The 14245-nt window shown below is 66.2% G+C and carries 12 protein-coding genes; 6 read left to right on the forward strand and 6 right to left on the reverse strand.

The genetic code is table 11. The features are described from left to right. Positions 1-18: 18 nt before the first annotated feature. Both BLR29_RS21495 and BLR29_RS21500 read left to right on the forward strand, forming a co-directional pair. The gene (locus BLR29_RS21495; RefSeq protein WP_092139361.1) at positions 19-1164 is read left to right on the forward strand and encodes a glycosyltransferase; all 1146 of its coding nucleotides are present in this window, start codon (positions 19-21) and stop codon (positions 1162-1164) included. 38 nt (positions 1165-1202) lie between these two features. Continuing rightward, positions 1203-2357 (forward strand): glycosyltransferase family 4 protein, encoded by a 1155-nt coding sequence (locus BLR29_RS21500; RefSeq protein ID WP_255371351.1) that lies wholly within the window; start codon positions 1203-1205, stop codon positions 2355-2357. A 62-nt stretch (positions 2358-2419) separates the two neighbouring features. On the opposite strand, the gene BLR29_RS21505 is transcribed toward BLR29_RS21500, so the two are convergent. Continuing rightward, positions 2420-3181: a ChbG/HpnK family deacetylase gene (locus BLR29_RS21505; protein WP_092139365.1), complete on the reverse strand. Its 762-nt coding sequence runs from the start codon at positions 3179-3181 to the stop codon at positions 2420-2422. 309 nt (positions 3182-3490) lie between these two features. Here BLR29_RS21505 and BLR29_RS21510 point away from each other — a divergent pair, with 309 nt between their 5' ends. The 3 genes from BLR29_RS21510 to BLR29_RS21520 are packed head-to-tail and all read left to right on the forward strand — an operon-like array spanning position 3491 to position 7310. Continuing rightward, positions 3491-4579, forward strand: a complete 1089-nt coding sequence (locus tag BLR29_RS21510; RefSeq protein WP_092139669.1) for a polysaccharide biosynthesis/export family protein — start codon at positions 3491-3493, stop codon at positions 4577-4579. A 23-nt stretch (positions 4580-4602) separates the two neighbouring features. Continuing rightward, a complete protein-coding gene (locus BLR29_RS21515) occupies positions 4603-5067 on the forward strand; it encodes a low molecular weight protein-tyrosine-phosphatase (RefSeq protein ID WP_092139367.1) in 465 nt (154 codons plus the stop codon). Beyond that, the gene (locus BLR29_RS21520; protein ID WP_092139368.1) at positions 5064-7310 is read left to right on the forward strand and encodes a polysaccharide biosynthesis tyrosine autokinase; all 2247 of its coding nucleotides are present in this window, start codon (positions 5064-5066) and stop codon (positions 7308-7310) included. Before BLR29_RS21515 ends, BLR29_RS21520 begins: the two co-directional genes overlap by 4 nt. Positions 7311-7507: 197 nt before the next feature. On the opposite strand, the gene BLR29_RS21525 is transcribed toward BLR29_RS21520, so the two are convergent. Further along, positions 7508-8149 (reverse strand): TetR/AcrR family transcriptional regulator, encoded by a 642-nt coding sequence (locus BLR29_RS21525; protein WP_255371365.1) that lies wholly within the window; start codon positions 8147-8149, stop codon positions 7508-7510. Positions 8150-8304: 155 nt separating this feature from the next. Between BLR29_RS21525 and BLR29_RS21530 the strand changes: the two genes are divergently transcribed. Next, the gene (locus BLR29_RS21530) at positions 8305-9195 is read left to right on the forward strand and encodes an alpha/beta fold hydrolase (protein ID WP_092139370.1); all 891 of its coding nucleotides are present in this window, start codon (positions 8305-8307) and stop codon (positions 9193-9195) included. 49 nt (positions 9196-9244) lie between these two features. Here the strand turns inward: BLR29_RS21530 and BLR29_RS21535 are convergent, their stop codons facing one another. Genes BLR29_RS21535 through BLR29_RS21550 form a run of 4 tightly spaced genes read right to left on the reverse strand, consistent with a single transcriptional unit; the run spans position 9245 to position 13986 of the window. Then, positions 9245-10915: a hypothetical protein gene (locus BLR29_RS21535; protein ID WP_092139372.1), complete on the reverse strand. Its 1671-nt coding sequence runs from the start codon at positions 10913-10915 to the stop codon at positions 9245-9247. 52 nt (positions 10916-10967) lie between these two features. Further along, entirely contained in the window at positions 10968-11417 is a 450-nt protein-coding gene (locus BLR29_RS21540; RefSeq protein ID WP_092139374.1) for a c-type cytochrome, read from the reverse strand. Then, positions 11417-13354, reverse strand: a complete 1938-nt coding sequence (locus BLR29_RS21545; RefSeq protein WP_092139376.1) for an RICIN domain-containing protein — start codon at positions 13352-13354, stop codon at positions 11417-11419. The genes BLR29_RS21540 and BLR29_RS21545 overlap by 1 nt, the downstream gene beginning before the upstream one ends. 50 nt (positions 13355-13404) lie before the next feature. Beyond that, positions 13405-13986, reverse strand: coding sequence for an SCO family protein (locus BLR29_RS21550; RefSeq protein ID WP_092139673.1), 582 nt, complete (start codon positions 13984-13986; stop codon positions 13405-13407). Positions 13987-14245 lie beyond the last annotated feature (259 nt).

Below are 14245 nucleotides of genomic sequence, written 5' to 3' on the forward strand. Positions count from 1 at the left end.
CAGCAAGGGCTGACGACGATGATCGACATCTATCACAACATGCTATGGGCCAAGTACAAGGGCGCCGTGTTCAGCGAGGCCTTCTCGCATGCGCGTGGCATCGGCCGCGATGTGCGCTTCTTCCATATCGCCGCCACGGGCTACGGACGGTCGTCCTTCAGCAGCGTTGACACCAGCTATCACCAGTATCCCTACCAGATCCTGTTCGACGCGCCCTACGACCGCATCCCGCAGTGGAAAATCTCGATCCGGCTGGCGTACGAAGTCTGGCGTTCGAAGAGCCGTCTGATCCTGATCCCTGGCTATCACCGCGTGGAGTTCTGGGCCATGCTGGTGGCCTGCATGCTGCGGGGCAAGCGGCGCGGGGTGTTTTGCGATTCCACCATGCGCGACCAGGCCGATCATCCGATGAAGCGCCGCCTCAAGCGCTTCTTCTTCCGCCGCTGCGATGGCATCTTCGTCTACGGACGACGCAGCGCGGAGTACGTCGTGGCGATGGGCGCCGACCCGGCCCGCATCATCGACCGCTGCCAGGCCGCCGCGCTGCCCCATACCTACCGCGCGGAAGACGCCGCGCGGCATCGCCTCGCCAGCGCGCCATCATCCGCCGCGCCGAGGTTCCTGTTCGTCGGGCTGGTCTGCCGCGCCAAGGGCATCGAGGACCTGCTGCGCGCGTTCGCCAGCGTCCGCCGGCTGCATCCGCAGGCAACGCTGGCGCTGGCGGGCCCCGTCGTGGAGTCGGAAGGGCTGCCGCAGCTGGCGGAGTCGCTGGGCATTGCAGGCGCCACGACGTTCCTCGGCGCGATGGATATCGAACAGCTCGCGCGGCAATACGCCAGCGCCACCTGCCTCGTGCTGCCAAGCCACACCGAAGCGTGGGGACTGGTCGTCAACGAAGCGCTCAGCTACGGCTGCCCCGTGGTGGTCAGCGACTGCTGCGGCTGCATTCCCGAGCTGGTGCAGGAAGGCGCCACGGGGCTCACCTTCGCCACCCGCAACGCCGGCGACCTCGCCGACAAGCTGTCACTCGCCGTCGACGCGTTCTCCGATGTGGAAGCCACCATGCGCAACTGCCTGCACGTGGCGGGCGAGTACACCCCCGCCTGCGCAGGCCGCTCCATCATGGATGGCTGCGTGAAGATTCTCGAAGAAAACCAGGCTTAGCCATGCCCATCGCCTCCGGCCTCAAACGGGAAAATCCAGTGGATACAGGACCCACGCGCACCCCCGCACAACAACCGGCCAGCGGCACGGACGCTGCGTCCGTGGGCCTGGCCAGGCCCGTGGTCTTTCTCGGACCGCTGCCGCCGCCTCACAATGGCTTTTCGGCCGCCTGCCAGCGCATGCTGGAACTGCTTCGCGAGCGCACGCGGGTCGTGGAGCTCGACGTGGCGAAGCGTGGCACCGGCAGGCGCGCCGCCGTGGCCGCGCTGGGGAACCGTCTGCGCCAGTTCGCGCGGATGGCCGGCCTTTGCGTGCGGGATCGCCCGCACACGCTGTACCTCGGGCTATCGGGCGGCTTCGGGCAACTGCTGGACGTGCCTTTCGTGGCGCTCGCGCAATGGTTCGGCCTGGATATCTATTTCCACCATCACAGCTTCGCGTATATCAACCGGCCAACCTGGTACTCGCGCCTGATCATGCGGTGCGCGCCGCGTGCGAAGCATCTGGTGCTGTGCGAGATGATGCGCACCGAGCTCGCCCGAATCTATCGCCTGCCGTCGGCCAACGTGCAGGTGCTGCCGAACCTCAGCCTGATCGACCTGTCGTCGACGGCACACCAGCGGGATAGCGTCGGCGAGGCGCTGACGGTCGGCTTCCTGTCGAATATCACCGCCGCCAAGGGCATCTTTACCTTCTTTGCCGTGGTACGGCAGGCGCAGGATCTCGGCATGCCGATTTGCGCGCGCATCGCCGGGCCCGTGGCGGCCGACATCCGCGCCGAGTTCGATGCCGAACTGGCCCGCACGCCGTGCGTCCGCTATCTCGGCCCGGTCAGCGGCACGGACAAGGAGCAGTTCTTCCACGATATCGACGTGCTGCTGTTCCCCACGACGTACCACAACGAAGCCTCGCCGCTGATCGTGCTGGAAGCGCACAGCTATGGCATCCCAGTCGTGGCCCACGATCGCGGCTGCATCGGCTCCATGATCGACGCGCACAGCGGCCTGCTGGTGCCACGCGATGCGGATTTCGCGGCGCTGGCCATTCCGTATCTGCAGAACCTCGATCTGGCCCGGGAGCGTGCCGGTGCCGAGCGGCAAGCGCTGCTGGCGCAGTTCCATATCGATCGCGGCCAGGCGGAAGCCACGCTGGCGCAAACCATCGCGCTGATCAGCCAGAGCCCCACCGTTTGAGCATGACGCCGCGGCACGCGATGCCGCGGCGCCACATGCGCCGCAACCCTTCAGATGCCGTGTCAGATGTCGTGATAGCGCCGCAGGACAATCCCCGCCTGTTCCAGCGCCATGCCGAGCGCGGCCGGCTCCATCAGCGGGCCGCCCTCCACCTTGCGCCAGGGCTCGGTATAACCGGGATGCACCGAGATCTCGGTGATGCCCTCGGGCAGGATGGCGGGAAGCTGCTGCGCCCAGCCGGGCTCCAGTGCATCCACGCCGACGTAGTAATCGGTGCTGCGCAGGTCGCCGAAATGCCGCAGGAGCCGCTCATTCAGGAAACCGCGCACGTTGTGCTTCTCGGCGTAGCAATTCTGCGGGCGCCGCACACGGGTGATGCCCGCGCGCACCATCTCCTCGCGGACCACGCGCATGATGGCGGGGTACTTGTGCATATGCCCGTGGCCATCCACGTGGGTGACCTCCACGCCGTGGTCGCGCAGCTCGGCGAGCTGCTCGCGGAACTCGCGCCGGATATCGGCGGCGTCGATCAGGCCGGCCATCGCGCGGGCACGCTGCATCCGGGGCGGAAAGAATTCCCCGTCCTTGCGGCACAGCGTCGACGACTTGCCGGCCGGCCGCCATCCTTCGACGATATTGAAGTGCAGGCCGAACGAGAACCGCTCGCGGTTTTCCCGCGCGAAACGGCAGGCCCTTGCCGTCGCCGGCATGCCCGCAAGGATGGTCGCGCTGGTGAGAAGCCCCGCCTCGAAGCAGGCGACCGTCGCTCGATATGTGTCGTCGTCGTAGCCGAAATCGTCGGCATTGATGATCACGCCTCTCATCCGTTCCTCCCCAAAGCGGTGAAAACGCCCGCCGCGCGAAGGGGTGCGGGCCGTGTGTTACGTACGGTATGCCGCATTCGCCCCCCCTTCGGTGCGATACGCCACGTTGTCCGGAAGCCCTCCGGCATCAATGTGCGAGAGCGCACCGAGGCTGCACTTTCCGGCTCCTAGGATGGCTGTAACGACGGCATGGCGGCCATGCGCCGTCACGTTGCCAACGCGAGGGAGATTGCCGTGAAAACTAGTGAATTCCAGACTGCCCGCAGATCCGAAGCCGGATCGCGCCGCCCGATGGGCGCGACGCTGGCCATGCTGGGCGCCGCGATGCTGCTCTCCGCCTGCGCGGCATCGCCGGGCATGATGTTCAGCGCCAACGCACCGGTCAGCGCCGTCAGCCCCGAGACGAAGCCCGACGTCACGCCGATCACGCTGGATCTGGTCCGCGAGCAGCGCGCCAAGGCCAAGCCCACCAATGCGAACGTGGAAGAGCTCTACGGCAAGCCGGAGCCGTATCGCATCGGCGGCGGCGACATCATCTCGGTCGTGGTGTGGGATCACCCCGAACTCGTGTTTCCGACGCAGACCTACAGCATCGGTGCGGCCTTCGAGATTCCTACGTCGAGCGGTGGATCGAACATGCCTGGCTACGTCGTGAGCCCGGCTGGCGACATCCAGTTTCCCTATGCCGGCGTGATGAAGGTCGCCGGCAAGACCGCCAACGAGGTGCGTGACGAGATGGCCCGCATCCTCTCCCGCGTGGTCCGCGATCCCCAGATGACCGTGCGCGTGCTGGGCTTTCGCAGCCAGCGCGTCTACGTCGATGGCGAAGTGAAGACCCCGGGCATGCTGGCCATCGACGACGCGCCGATGACGCTCGTCGAAGCGCTGAACCGCGCGGGCGGCGTGCTGAACCTGACCGGCGACAACAGCCGCGTCCGCGTCACGCGCGGCGAGCGCAGCTGGTACGTGAACATCCCGGCGCTGCTGGCGAAGGGCGTGGATCCGTCGCAGATCCTGCTGCGCTCGGGCGACATCGTCCGCGTGGAGCAACGCGAGGACAGCAAGATCTTCGTGACTGGCGAGGTGGTCAAGCCGTCGTCGCTGCTCATGCGCAATGGGCGCATGACGCTGAACGAGGCGCTGGGCGACGCGGGCGGCGTGAATCCTGCGTCGGCCAACGCCGAGCAGATCTTCGTCATCCGCAAGACGGACGCCGGCAACCCGAAGGTCTACCACCTGGATGGCACCTCGCCGGTGGCGCTGGCCATCGCGGAGAGCTTCGAGCTGGAACCGAAGGACGTGGTGTACGTCGATGCACGCGACCTCGTGCGCTGGAGTCGGGTGATGACCTTGCTGATCCAGCCGATCGTCGGCACGGCCAGCATTGCGCGCCCATGATGCAACGCGCGCATGGAGCGACGATGGTCCGGACGATCCTGGTGGTCTGCCTCGGCAACCGGTGCAGAAGCCCGATGGCGGCCGATCTCCTGAAGCGCGCACTGCCGGAGTGCAACGTGGTGTCCGCCGGGCTTGAGCCGCCGGTCGGCGCCACGGCGGACCCCCGGGCGGTGCGGCTGCTGGCGACGGAAGGCGGCGACCTCGCGGCGCATCGCGCGCGCGCCATCGATGCCGCGCTGGTCGCCGGTGCAGACCTTGTGCTGGTGATGGACGACGAGCAGCGCGAAGTCCTGGAAGACATGTTCCCGGCCGCGCGCGGCAAGACATACCGCCTGTGCGAACGCGAACAAACCGATGTACCCGACCCCTACGGGGGGTCGCAGAACATGTTCGTCATCGTGCTTGGGTTGATCAAAATGGGTGTTGAATCGTGGTCGGCAAGAATCCTTGCGGCAGAGCCGGCCCACCGCCACGGAGGGGCGTCATGAGCAACGTTCGGAGTTTCCGGGACCACGGGCCCGACACTTGGGAAGAGGCCGATAAGCCAATTGACATGACGTCCTACCTGGACGTGCTGATTCGCTACCGGTGGACATTCTTCATCGTCGCCGCATCGATTGTCGGTATTGGCCTGCTCTACGCGTTCCTGGCCACGCCGGTCTACCGCGCGGACATCATGGTGCAGGTGGAGGAGACCAACCCCGGCAACAATGCCAGCAAGCTGGCGGCCAGCATCTCGCCGGTGTTCGACGTCAAGCCGGCAGCGACGGCCGAGATCGAACTGCTGCGCTCGCGCATGGTGGTCGGCAAGGCGGTGGACACGCTGCGGCTCGATATCGAGGCTTCGCCACGATACTTCCCGATGATTGGCGCGGCGATCGCCAGCTATAACCCCGAGCTGTCCAAACCCGGCCTGTTCGGCTTTGGCGGCTATGCCTGGGGCGGCGAGTCGATCTCCGTCGCACGGCTCGACGTGCCCGCGCAGATGGAAGGCCGCCGCATGACGGTGACCGCCACCGGCGACAACAAGTACCGGCTCAGCTTCGCCAGCAGCGAGCTCACGGCGGACGGCACGGTGGGATCGCCACTGACCGTGGCCATCACAGGCGGCGACGTCACCATCCTCGTCAGCCGGCTGGATGGCCGGCCCGGCACGCAGTTCACGGTCACCCACATCCCGCGCGCAACGGCCATCTCTCTGCTGCAGGACCAGCTGGCCATCTCCGAGCGCGGCAAGCAGAGCGGTGTGATCGGCGTTGCGCTGGAAGGGGCTTCGCCGGGCAAGACCGCGGCCATCCTCAATGAGATCGGCAACGAGTACGTCGACCAGAACGTTCGCCGCAAGGCCGCCGAGGCCGAGAAATCGGTCAACTTCCTGGAAGGCCAGCTGCCGCAGCTCAAGCAGCAGATGGAAGCCGCGGAGTCCCGCTACAACGCGATGCGCAACCAGCGCGGCACCATCGACCTCAGCGAGGAATCGAAGCTCATCCTGTCGCAGTCGGTCCAGATCCAGACCAAGCTGCAGGAACTGCGCCAGAAGCGGCAGGAGCTGATTGCCCGGTTCACCGGCAATCATCCGACGATCGAGATCCTCGACAACCAGATCGCCGGACTCACCGGGCAGCTCAACGGCGTGACCGGCAAGATCCAGAAGCTGCCGGAAGTCGAGCAGAACGTGGTGCGCCTGATGCGTGACGTCAAGGTCAACACGGAGCTCTACCAGTCGCTGCTCAATGACGTGCAGCAACTCAGGCTCGTCAAGGCCAGCAAGGTGGGCACGGCGCGCCTGGTCGATCCTGCCGAAGTGCCGCTCAAGCCGATCCGGCCGAACCGTCTGCTGATCAGTGGCACCTCGGTGGCGCTGGCACTGGTGATGGCGCTGCTGGTGGTGGCGACGCGGCGCCTGCTCGATGGCGGCGTCACCGACGCCGACGAGATCGAAGCGCAGTGCGGCCTGACCGTCTACGCCACCATCCCGATGAGCCCGCAGCAGGCACGCCTCGCCCGCAACAAGGAGGGCGGCGGCGACCTGCTGGCCGTGCAGCAGCCGGACGATCCGGCCATCGAGAGCCTGCGCGGCTTCCGCACCGCGTTGCAGTTCGCGCTGCTCAACTCGATGCGCAACCATGTCGTGGTGGTCACGGGCCCTGCGCCGGACGCCGGCAAGTCGTTCATCTGCGCCAACTTCGCCGTCGTCGCGGCAAGCTCGGGCCGCAGGGTGTTGCTGATCGACGGCGACCTGCGCCGCGGCGTCCTCAACAGCCGGTTCGATGTCACGCGCAAGCCCGGCCTCACCGAGGCACTGACGGGTACGCGCCTGAACGATGTGATCCAGCACGATGTCGCCCCGGGCGTCGACTTCATCCCGACCGGTTCGGTGCCGCCACTCGCGGCCGACTTGCTGCAGAGCCCGGGCATGGACGCGCTATTGAGCGAGGTGCGCGCCCGCTATGACCTCATCCTGATCGATACGCCACCGGTGCTGGCGGCAGCCGATGCCGGCATCCTGGCACCCAAGGCAGGCGCCGTGTTCCTGGTGGCGCGTGCCGACAGGACGACGACCGGCGAGCTCAGCGCGGCACGCCGGCTGATCGAGCAGTCCGGCGCGGAGGTCAAGGGCGTGCTGTTCAATGGCCTCAAGGTCGAGGGCCGCTGGTACCGCGCGCACTACCAGTTCGGCAAGTATCGCTACCTGAACCGGTATGGCGCGACTCAGGCCAAACGGGCGTAAAGGATCACCCCGGGGATCGCCACGGGGATCGCCACGACCGCTCGCGTCTCCTCCGGCGAACGGTGGTGGCCAGTAGTTCTCGGTAGTCGTCGTCAAAATGATTCGCCGCCCTCATGGGGCGGCGATTTTTTTTGGCTGTTCGATGATTGGGGGGAAGGTCGTCCGGATCGGGAGCATCCGACCGGGATCGGCCTTTCTCACGGTGTCCTTAGCAGTACGAAAAACGGCCGGACGACCCCGGTCAGCAATTCACGGTCGGGATTGGTGCGGGCCAGAACCCGGAGGCCCAGGATGGTGCTCAGAGCGAGCCGCGCGATGTCGCCTGGAGGTTGCGAGGTAAGGATTGATCCGTCGCGCTGCCCGGCCGCGACACAGTCGCGAACACTCTTTTCCATTCCAGCAAAGACCTCGGTGACAACGTCCCGGAAGTCCTGGTCGTGCGGCGCCACCTCCAACGCCGTGTTCACGACAAAACACCCCTTGTGAAGCCTGTCGGCGAGCACCTCTTCAACGTTTGCGTCGAAGTACCGCTCCAATGCGCGTAAGGGCGGGTCATCGCTTCCGAAGATTGCCGAGCAGGTTTCGAGCGTCAGACGGACATACCGATCGAGCACGAGACGGTAGATGGCTCTCTTGTCACCGAACGCGTTGTAGAGGCTTGGCGTAGTCGTTCCGGTGTGGTCGGCGAGGTCGCGCATCGATGTCGCCTCATAGCCGTTATTCCAGAAGCGTTGCATTGCGGCTTCAAGCACCGTGTCTTCGTCAAATTCCCTGGGCCTGGCCATCTCGATCCTTCGGTCAATGGTGAGAGCGAATAACGCAAGTTGCAATTTTATCACGATCGTCAAAAAACCTTTGCGAGTTTTCTGACGATCGTAATAAAATCCGCCCAGCCGATGCCTGGTCCAATCTCGACCACTGACGGCCGGCGATCGCTGTGCCGCCGCGCAGCGAGCTACCAATCCCCAACCAGAAGCAAACCTGGAGTACACAGATGAGTGAGCATGCCTACGTAGATGGGATTTATCCCTTCCCGGCCGTGATGCAGACGCGGACGATCGAAACCAACGGTACGTCCATCCACGTGCGGGTCGGCGGTCATGGTCCAGCGGTCGTCATGCTGCACGGCTTCGGCACAACGGGCGACATGTGGGGGCATCTGGCGAGCGCACTCATCGAGGACCACATGATTGTGGTGCCCGACCTGCGTGGGTTGGGCCGCTCGTCAAAGCCTGATGGCGGCTATGACAAGAAAAATCAGGCGGCAGACGTGGTGGGCGTCCTGGACGCCCTCGGTGTACGTACGGCCGAACTGGTGACGCACGACATCGGCATCATGGTCGGCTTCGCGGTTGCCGCCACCCATCCCGAGCGCGTGAACCGATGGGTGGCGATCGATGCGCCGCTACCCGGCGTCGGACCCTGGGATCAGATCACACGGGACCCGGCCATGTGGCACTTTGGTTTCGGTGGCCAGGACATGGAGCGCCTGGTCGCCGGCCGCGAGCGCATCTATCTCGACCGCTTCTGGAACGAACTTTCCCGCAACCCGAAGCGGTTTGATGAAGCGAAGCGCCAGCATTACGCGGCGCTCTATGCGCAACCCGGCGCAATGCGGGCGAGCTTTGCCCAGTTCCTGGCGTTCAGCCAGGATGCCGCCGACAACAGAGCGCTGCTTGCGCAGGGCAAGCTTCAGATGCCGGTTCTGGCCTTGGGTGGCGAAGCTACATTCGGCCCGATGATCGGCGCGGTGATTCGGTGTGCCGCCGATAACGTCGAAGATGTGATCATCCCGGATTGCGGGCACTGGATCACGGAAGAGCAGCCGCAGGCAACGACGGACCTGGTCGTCGAGTTCCTGCGTCGCCGTTCGCGCGTTAGCTAGTGCTACGTAGTGCGGGGCCGCGCGTCGCATCCGGCGCGCGCCCCAATCGCTATCCGATGTACTCCACCAGCGCAACCGCACCGCCACCGGGCGACTGGTCGGTGCCCTTGCCGGGCACGAGGCTGAGGGTGCAGTGCTGCCGCGTGCTGCATCGGAACACGAGCCGCCGGTCGGTCTGCCCGCCGGCGGAGAAGGGCTGCATGCGCAGCGTGGCCAGCACCGTGGGCGTACTCTCGCCGGTCTGGATGGTGTAGGTGCCCTCCCCTGCGGACCCCGCCGCGCCGGGTGGCACGTCCAGGATCACGCGCATGACGATGGCATTCATCGGCAGCACCACCGTCTGCACGCCATCGGCGCTGGCCGGCAGCCTGCCAAACGCGTTCTTGAACGAGATGATCTTCGTCCTGACGGTTGCGGACGCGGCCACGTGCCAGCCTATTTCCGCATCGGCAAAGACGCCGCCCGTGCAGTTGCCCCGGCACCCCTCCAGCGTCACGACCCTGCGGCGTCCGAGCTGATTGCCGGGCTCGGAGAACATCAGTGCTTCGTCCGGGTGGGTGTAGTTCAGGAAATCGCAGTTCCGGTAGGTGGCGCGGCCCTGCCCCCAAGGCCCCTGCCCGGTCGTGTACTGGTGCCGGCCCATGATCTGGCAGTTGTCGAACACCACCTGCGCGCCTGCCGTGTTGCCCGGCGAAAACACGGCGGAAACCGTGCCCGCGGCAAACGGCTGGTATCCCTGCGAACTGAAGTCGCAATCCTTGAAGCCGACGTTTCCTTGCTCCCATTCGCAATGGATCAGCCCGGCATGCCGCGATTTCTGCTCGACGCGCAAACCCTCCGCCTTGAACGAGCACACGCCCTGCGCATGGTTGTTGCCGCGCAGATTGAAGAGGAAGGTCGGCGCGCCCGGCTCGTACCCGCTGACATCGCAATCGGTCAGCTTGACGTTGCCGCCGCGCTCCAGCGTGATCCAGTTGCTCGACGACCAGTACTTGCAGTGATCGAACCAGTAGTTCAGGAACTGATCGGACGTGTTGTCGCGGCCCACGTAGAGGAAAGTCTTCCAGGTGCCGGCCCACGCGCAGCGCCAGAACTTCCATTCGCTGTTGCAGTTTTCGCCGATGAGGTTCGCGCCGTATCGCCAGTTGCCGGTGAAGATGCAGTCATCGAACGCATAGTCCTGCGCGCCGCCCGCGCTGGCACTGTCGATCAGATCGTTGTCCGGTGCCTTGCCATGGAACTGGATGTTGCGAAAGCGCACGACCAGCGCCTTGTCGTGATTCTTCATCAGCGCGCCGGGGCCCTTCGGCTCGTAGAGCAGCACCACCGAGCCGGGTGGCCCGTCCCCTTCGATCGTCAGCCCCTGGGTGCGGGCCGAGAACAGCGAGGAGTCCAGCAGCGCGCCTGGCCGGGTCAGCTTGTAGGTGCCGGGCGGCAGCACGATCCGCTTGTTGCCGATCATGTTGGGGTTCTCGCCCGCAACCGACTTGCGCGCCAGCGATGCGACGTACCGCACGGCGCTGGTGAATGCGGCGTCCGACGGGTTGCGGCCGGTCGGGTCCAGCCCTTCGTATTCCGTGATCGAGACCACGCGCTCGGCCATGGTGTCCGCCGCCGTGCGCGCCATCGCGCTCCGGCTGCCGCCCGACGCCGCCACGGCCGCTCCCGCGCCTGTGATGATGCCCAGCCGCGTCAGGAAACTGCGCCGGAGATTGCTCATGCGATTGCCTCGTGTCAGTCGCGGGCCCGCCGGAATCAGCCCGGCCCCGGGCTCACTGGGTCAACAGGTAAGACCAGAGCGCGGTGCACTCCTGGTCCGACAGCCGGTATTGGGGCATGGACCGCGCCAGCATGACGCCGGCCACATCGACGCTGTCGGCCATGACGCTGCAGAAGGTGTTGCGGTCGTAAGCCGTGGGCGGCCCCCCGCGGCGCGCGCTGAGGCCGAGCAACGAATCCGCGGTCAGCCGTGGCCCGAACGATTCGGTGCCACGGGTCGCCACGTGGCAATTGGCGCAACGCGACGCCCCGGCCGGCAGTGCCCGCGCCTCACCGCGCAGATGCGCCGCGAGCGCGGCCTCGCCGTAGAACATCGCCCGCCCCTGCTCCACGGCGGGCGACGCGGGTGTGGGCGTCACTTCCGCGGCCGCCGGCAGGCAGGCGGTGGTCAGCGCCAACGCCAGCAGCCACCGCGCGCCGCCAATGCCCGTCGCGCCCCCCATCAGTGAACGCGCACCACCGCTGCCACGCTCGGCACGCCTGCGGCATTCATCGCGAACAACATGTAGTAGCCAGGCACCACCACACCCGGATCCGACGGAATCTGGAGCAGGTATTCGCCCGCCGTGCCGACCGTGAAGGTCAGCGGCACGCGGCGCTGCTCGTTGTTCACCGAGTGGGTGGACGACGACATCCGCACGATCGAGAACGCCTTCATGCCACTCGTCGCACTCACGGAGATCGTCGTGCCGAGGGTGGCATCGGCCGGCGCGGCGGTGATGGACGGCCGGGTGGCGGCCGATCCGTCGGCGTTGAGCAGGTAAGGTGGCGTCAGGATCTCCACGTTCGGATGGTTGGTGGTGCAATCCCCGCACAGGCCGCCGCCACCGCTCAGCACGCGCCCGTCCGTGAGCAGCAGCGCCACGCTGTGGTACGTGCGCGGCGTCACCATCGCGGCCAGCCGCGAGAACTTCTCGGTGGCCGGATCCCACAGCTCGGCCGTCAGCACGGCGCCATCGTCGGTGAACACCACGGGGTACGTCTGGCCGCCCATCACGACGACCTGGCCGTTCGGCAGGACCACGCTGTTGTGGAAGGCGCGCGCATAGGACATGGAACCCACCTTGCGCACGGTTGGCGTGGCGGTCCGGATGTCGATCACGTGCGCGTTGGTCGTGGCAGGCGCGTTCTCGTAGTCGGGTGCGCCCCCCACCGTGAGGATCCTGCCGATGTCGTACATGACGGCATTGCCGTTCATGGCGTCGGTATCGGCCGCACGGTTGCCTGCCGGTGTGACATTGCCGTTGCCGGTCGTGTCGAACCAGTTCATCTGCTTGCTCGGGCCGGCATGGAACACGCGGCCATTGGCACCGGCAAAGAGCCATGCGTGATTGTCGGAGCGATAGATGCCCGCCGCGTCACCGGTCAGGATGTAATCGTCCCAGATCGCGCTGTTCAGCCGCCAGCCGGTTGCCGACTGCCAGGTCTCGCCGTCCTTGTCGCCGATGTTGCCGCTCCAGGAGCCGCCGACGGTGAAGACGCCGCCGTTGCTCAGCGTGACCGCGCCCTGATAGCCACGTCCGCGCACCATCAGCGCTGCCGATGTCCACGCATTGGTGGTGGGGTTGTAGATGCTGGTTTTCTGGTTGCTGGAACCGCCGTTGACCAGGATCCTGCCATCCGGCAGGTTGGCGATGCCAGGGCAGAACATGTCGTGGCCGGTGTTGGTCACCAGCTTTTCGGTGGAGGTGCCATTCGCCGGATTGAAGATGGCGGTGTAGGTCTGTCCGCCATCACCCCCGAAGTTGAAGCGATCGAAGGACGACCACACGAGCACGCGGCCATTCGGCAGGTTGGCCGCCGCCACGGGAACGATCGGCAACGTCTTCGGCGCGGCCCACTTCGATGGCAGGACCGTTGCCTGCGTGATGGTGATGGACCACGTCTGCGCCACGCTGCCGTTGCAGGTGGCCTGCACGACGGCCTGTCCGTTGGTGGCCGAAGCTGGCGCCAGGCACAGGTTGCTGTGCGAGGCCACGAGCGCATAGCCACCGTTCTGCTGCCGCAGCGTGTAGCGCTGGTTGGCCGATCCGCTGCAAGTCCACTGGAGCGCGGGGGCACCTACCGCCGTGCTGGCGTACTGGACGTCGAGGCATTTGCCGCTGTGCTGGGCGGCAAGCTGGTACAGGGTGCCGAACGGCGTGAGCGCCCATTGCTGGTTGGGCTCGCCGTGGCAGGTCCAGATGATGGCCGGCGCGTCGTTGCTCGTCACCGCGCCGGAGATATCGAGGCAAAAATTGGTCCCGCTGAGTTTCACCGCGCTCACCGTCTGCGCTTGCGCGGGTGCGAATGAAAGCCATGCCATCAGCAGGCAGGCAGCGATCCATCTCGGCAACCAGGCCAGGCGGGATGCGGTCAGGGGTCGGGGGAGAGGATTCATGGTGGCACCCGTGGAGTGGTTGGTGCGGGTCGGTCAGACTGGCCGGGCCCTCAGGCCTTGGCCAGATGTCCCATGACGGCGAGCACTTCTTCCGGCTGAGGCAGCGGTGGGCTGCGCCAGCAGAGTTGTGCGGCCGCGTTGAAGAAGTAGACCTGGGTCGAGTGGCGGTCGATATTCTCGGCCGGTGCACGGCCGGCGAGGGCCGTCCTCAGCTTTTCGACATCGCCGGCCGGCACGGCGCCGCGCCACGATGGGCCGGCGCCCATGCGCTGCAGCCACTCATGCAAGGCTTTCGGTGTATCGGAGAGCGGATCGATGCTGAGCGACACCAGCCGCAACGGATAACGGCCACGCAAGCGCGGCAGCCCCTCTTGCACCGCGCCAAACATGGCGCCTTGCAGCGGGCAGACCGAACTGCAGCCCGTGAACATGGTCTGCAGCGCGGTGACGTTGCCCTGCAGCATGTCCGCCAGACGGCGGCGTTGTCCTGTCTGATCGACCACCCACGCGTCCGGCGCCGGCAGCAGCGGTTCGACCGGCCCCGTACCGAGGTGCGCGTACAGGTCGCGCGACGCGACGGCCAGCAAGCTGGCGGAGAAGCTGCGCAACCATGCGCGGCGTGTCCAAGTCATTGCTACGTCTCCCAGGCTTGGATCATGGCGTGGTTTTTCCAGGCATCGGCGCGGGTCGACGAGGCGACAGCCGGTGCTGGATGACCGAATCATCTTCCGATTCCCGATGCCGGCCATCTGTGCGCTACCGCACGCAACGGGTACCCGGCCGGGCATGCGGAATGCAGGCGGACTGGCGTTCCACGGCTTGGTGGGCAAACACACGAATGGGCGGGGAAAGCCCGTTGAAGGCAACGGGCGGGCGTCCTTATACTCGGCG

Source organism: Cupriavidus sp. YR651 (genome assembly GCF_900101625.1).
Lineage (GTDB): Bacteria > Pseudomonadota > Gammaproteobacteria > Burkholderiales > Burkholderiaceae > Cupriavidus.

What these genes read in the sequence shown, in the direction of transcription:
- BLR29_RS21495 (WP_092139361.1), top strand. Translation starts at nt 19, where the DNA reads ATGATCGACATCTATCACAACATGCTATGGGCCAAGTACAAGGGCGCC.
- BLR29_RS21505 (WP_092139365.1), bottom strand. Translation starts at nt 3,181, where the DNA reads ATGAGAGGCGTGATCATCAATGCCGACGATTTCGGCTACGACGACGAC.
- BLR29_RS21510 (WP_092139669.1), top strand. Translation starts at nt 3,491, where the DNA reads ATGCTGGGCGCCGCGATGCTGCTCTCCGCCTGCGCGGCATCGCCGGGC.
- BLR29_RS21515 (WP_092139367.1), top strand. Translation starts at nt 4,603, where the DNA reads ATGGTCCGGACGATCCTGGTGGTCTGCCTCGGCAACCGGTGCAGAAGC.
- BLR29_RS21520 (WP_092139368.1), top strand. Translation starts at nt 5,064, where the DNA reads ATGAGCAACGTTCGGAGTTTCCGGGACCACGGGCCCGACACTTGGGAA.
- BLR29_RS21530 (WP_092139370.1), top strand. Translation starts at nt 8,305, where the DNA reads ATGAGTGAGCATGCCTACGTAGATGGGATTTATCCCTTCCCGGCCGTG.
- BLR29_RS21535 (WP_092139372.1), bottom strand. Translation starts at nt 10,915, where the DNA reads ATGAGCAATCTCCGGCGCAGTTTCCTGACGCGGCTGGGCATCATCACA.
- BLR29_RS21540 (WP_092139374.1), bottom strand. Translation starts at nt 11,417, where the DNA reads ATGGGGGGCGCGACGGGCATTGGCGGCGCGCGGTGGCTGCTGGCGTTG.
- BLR29_RS21545 (WP_092139376.1), bottom strand. Translation starts at nt 13,354, where the DNA reads ATGAATCCTCTCCCCCGACCCCTGACCGCATCCCGCCTGGCCTGGTTG.
- BLR29_RS21550 (WP_092139673.1), bottom strand. Translation starts at nt 13,986, where the DNA reads ATGACTTGGACACGCCGCGCATGGTTGCGCAGCTTCTCCGCCAGCTTG.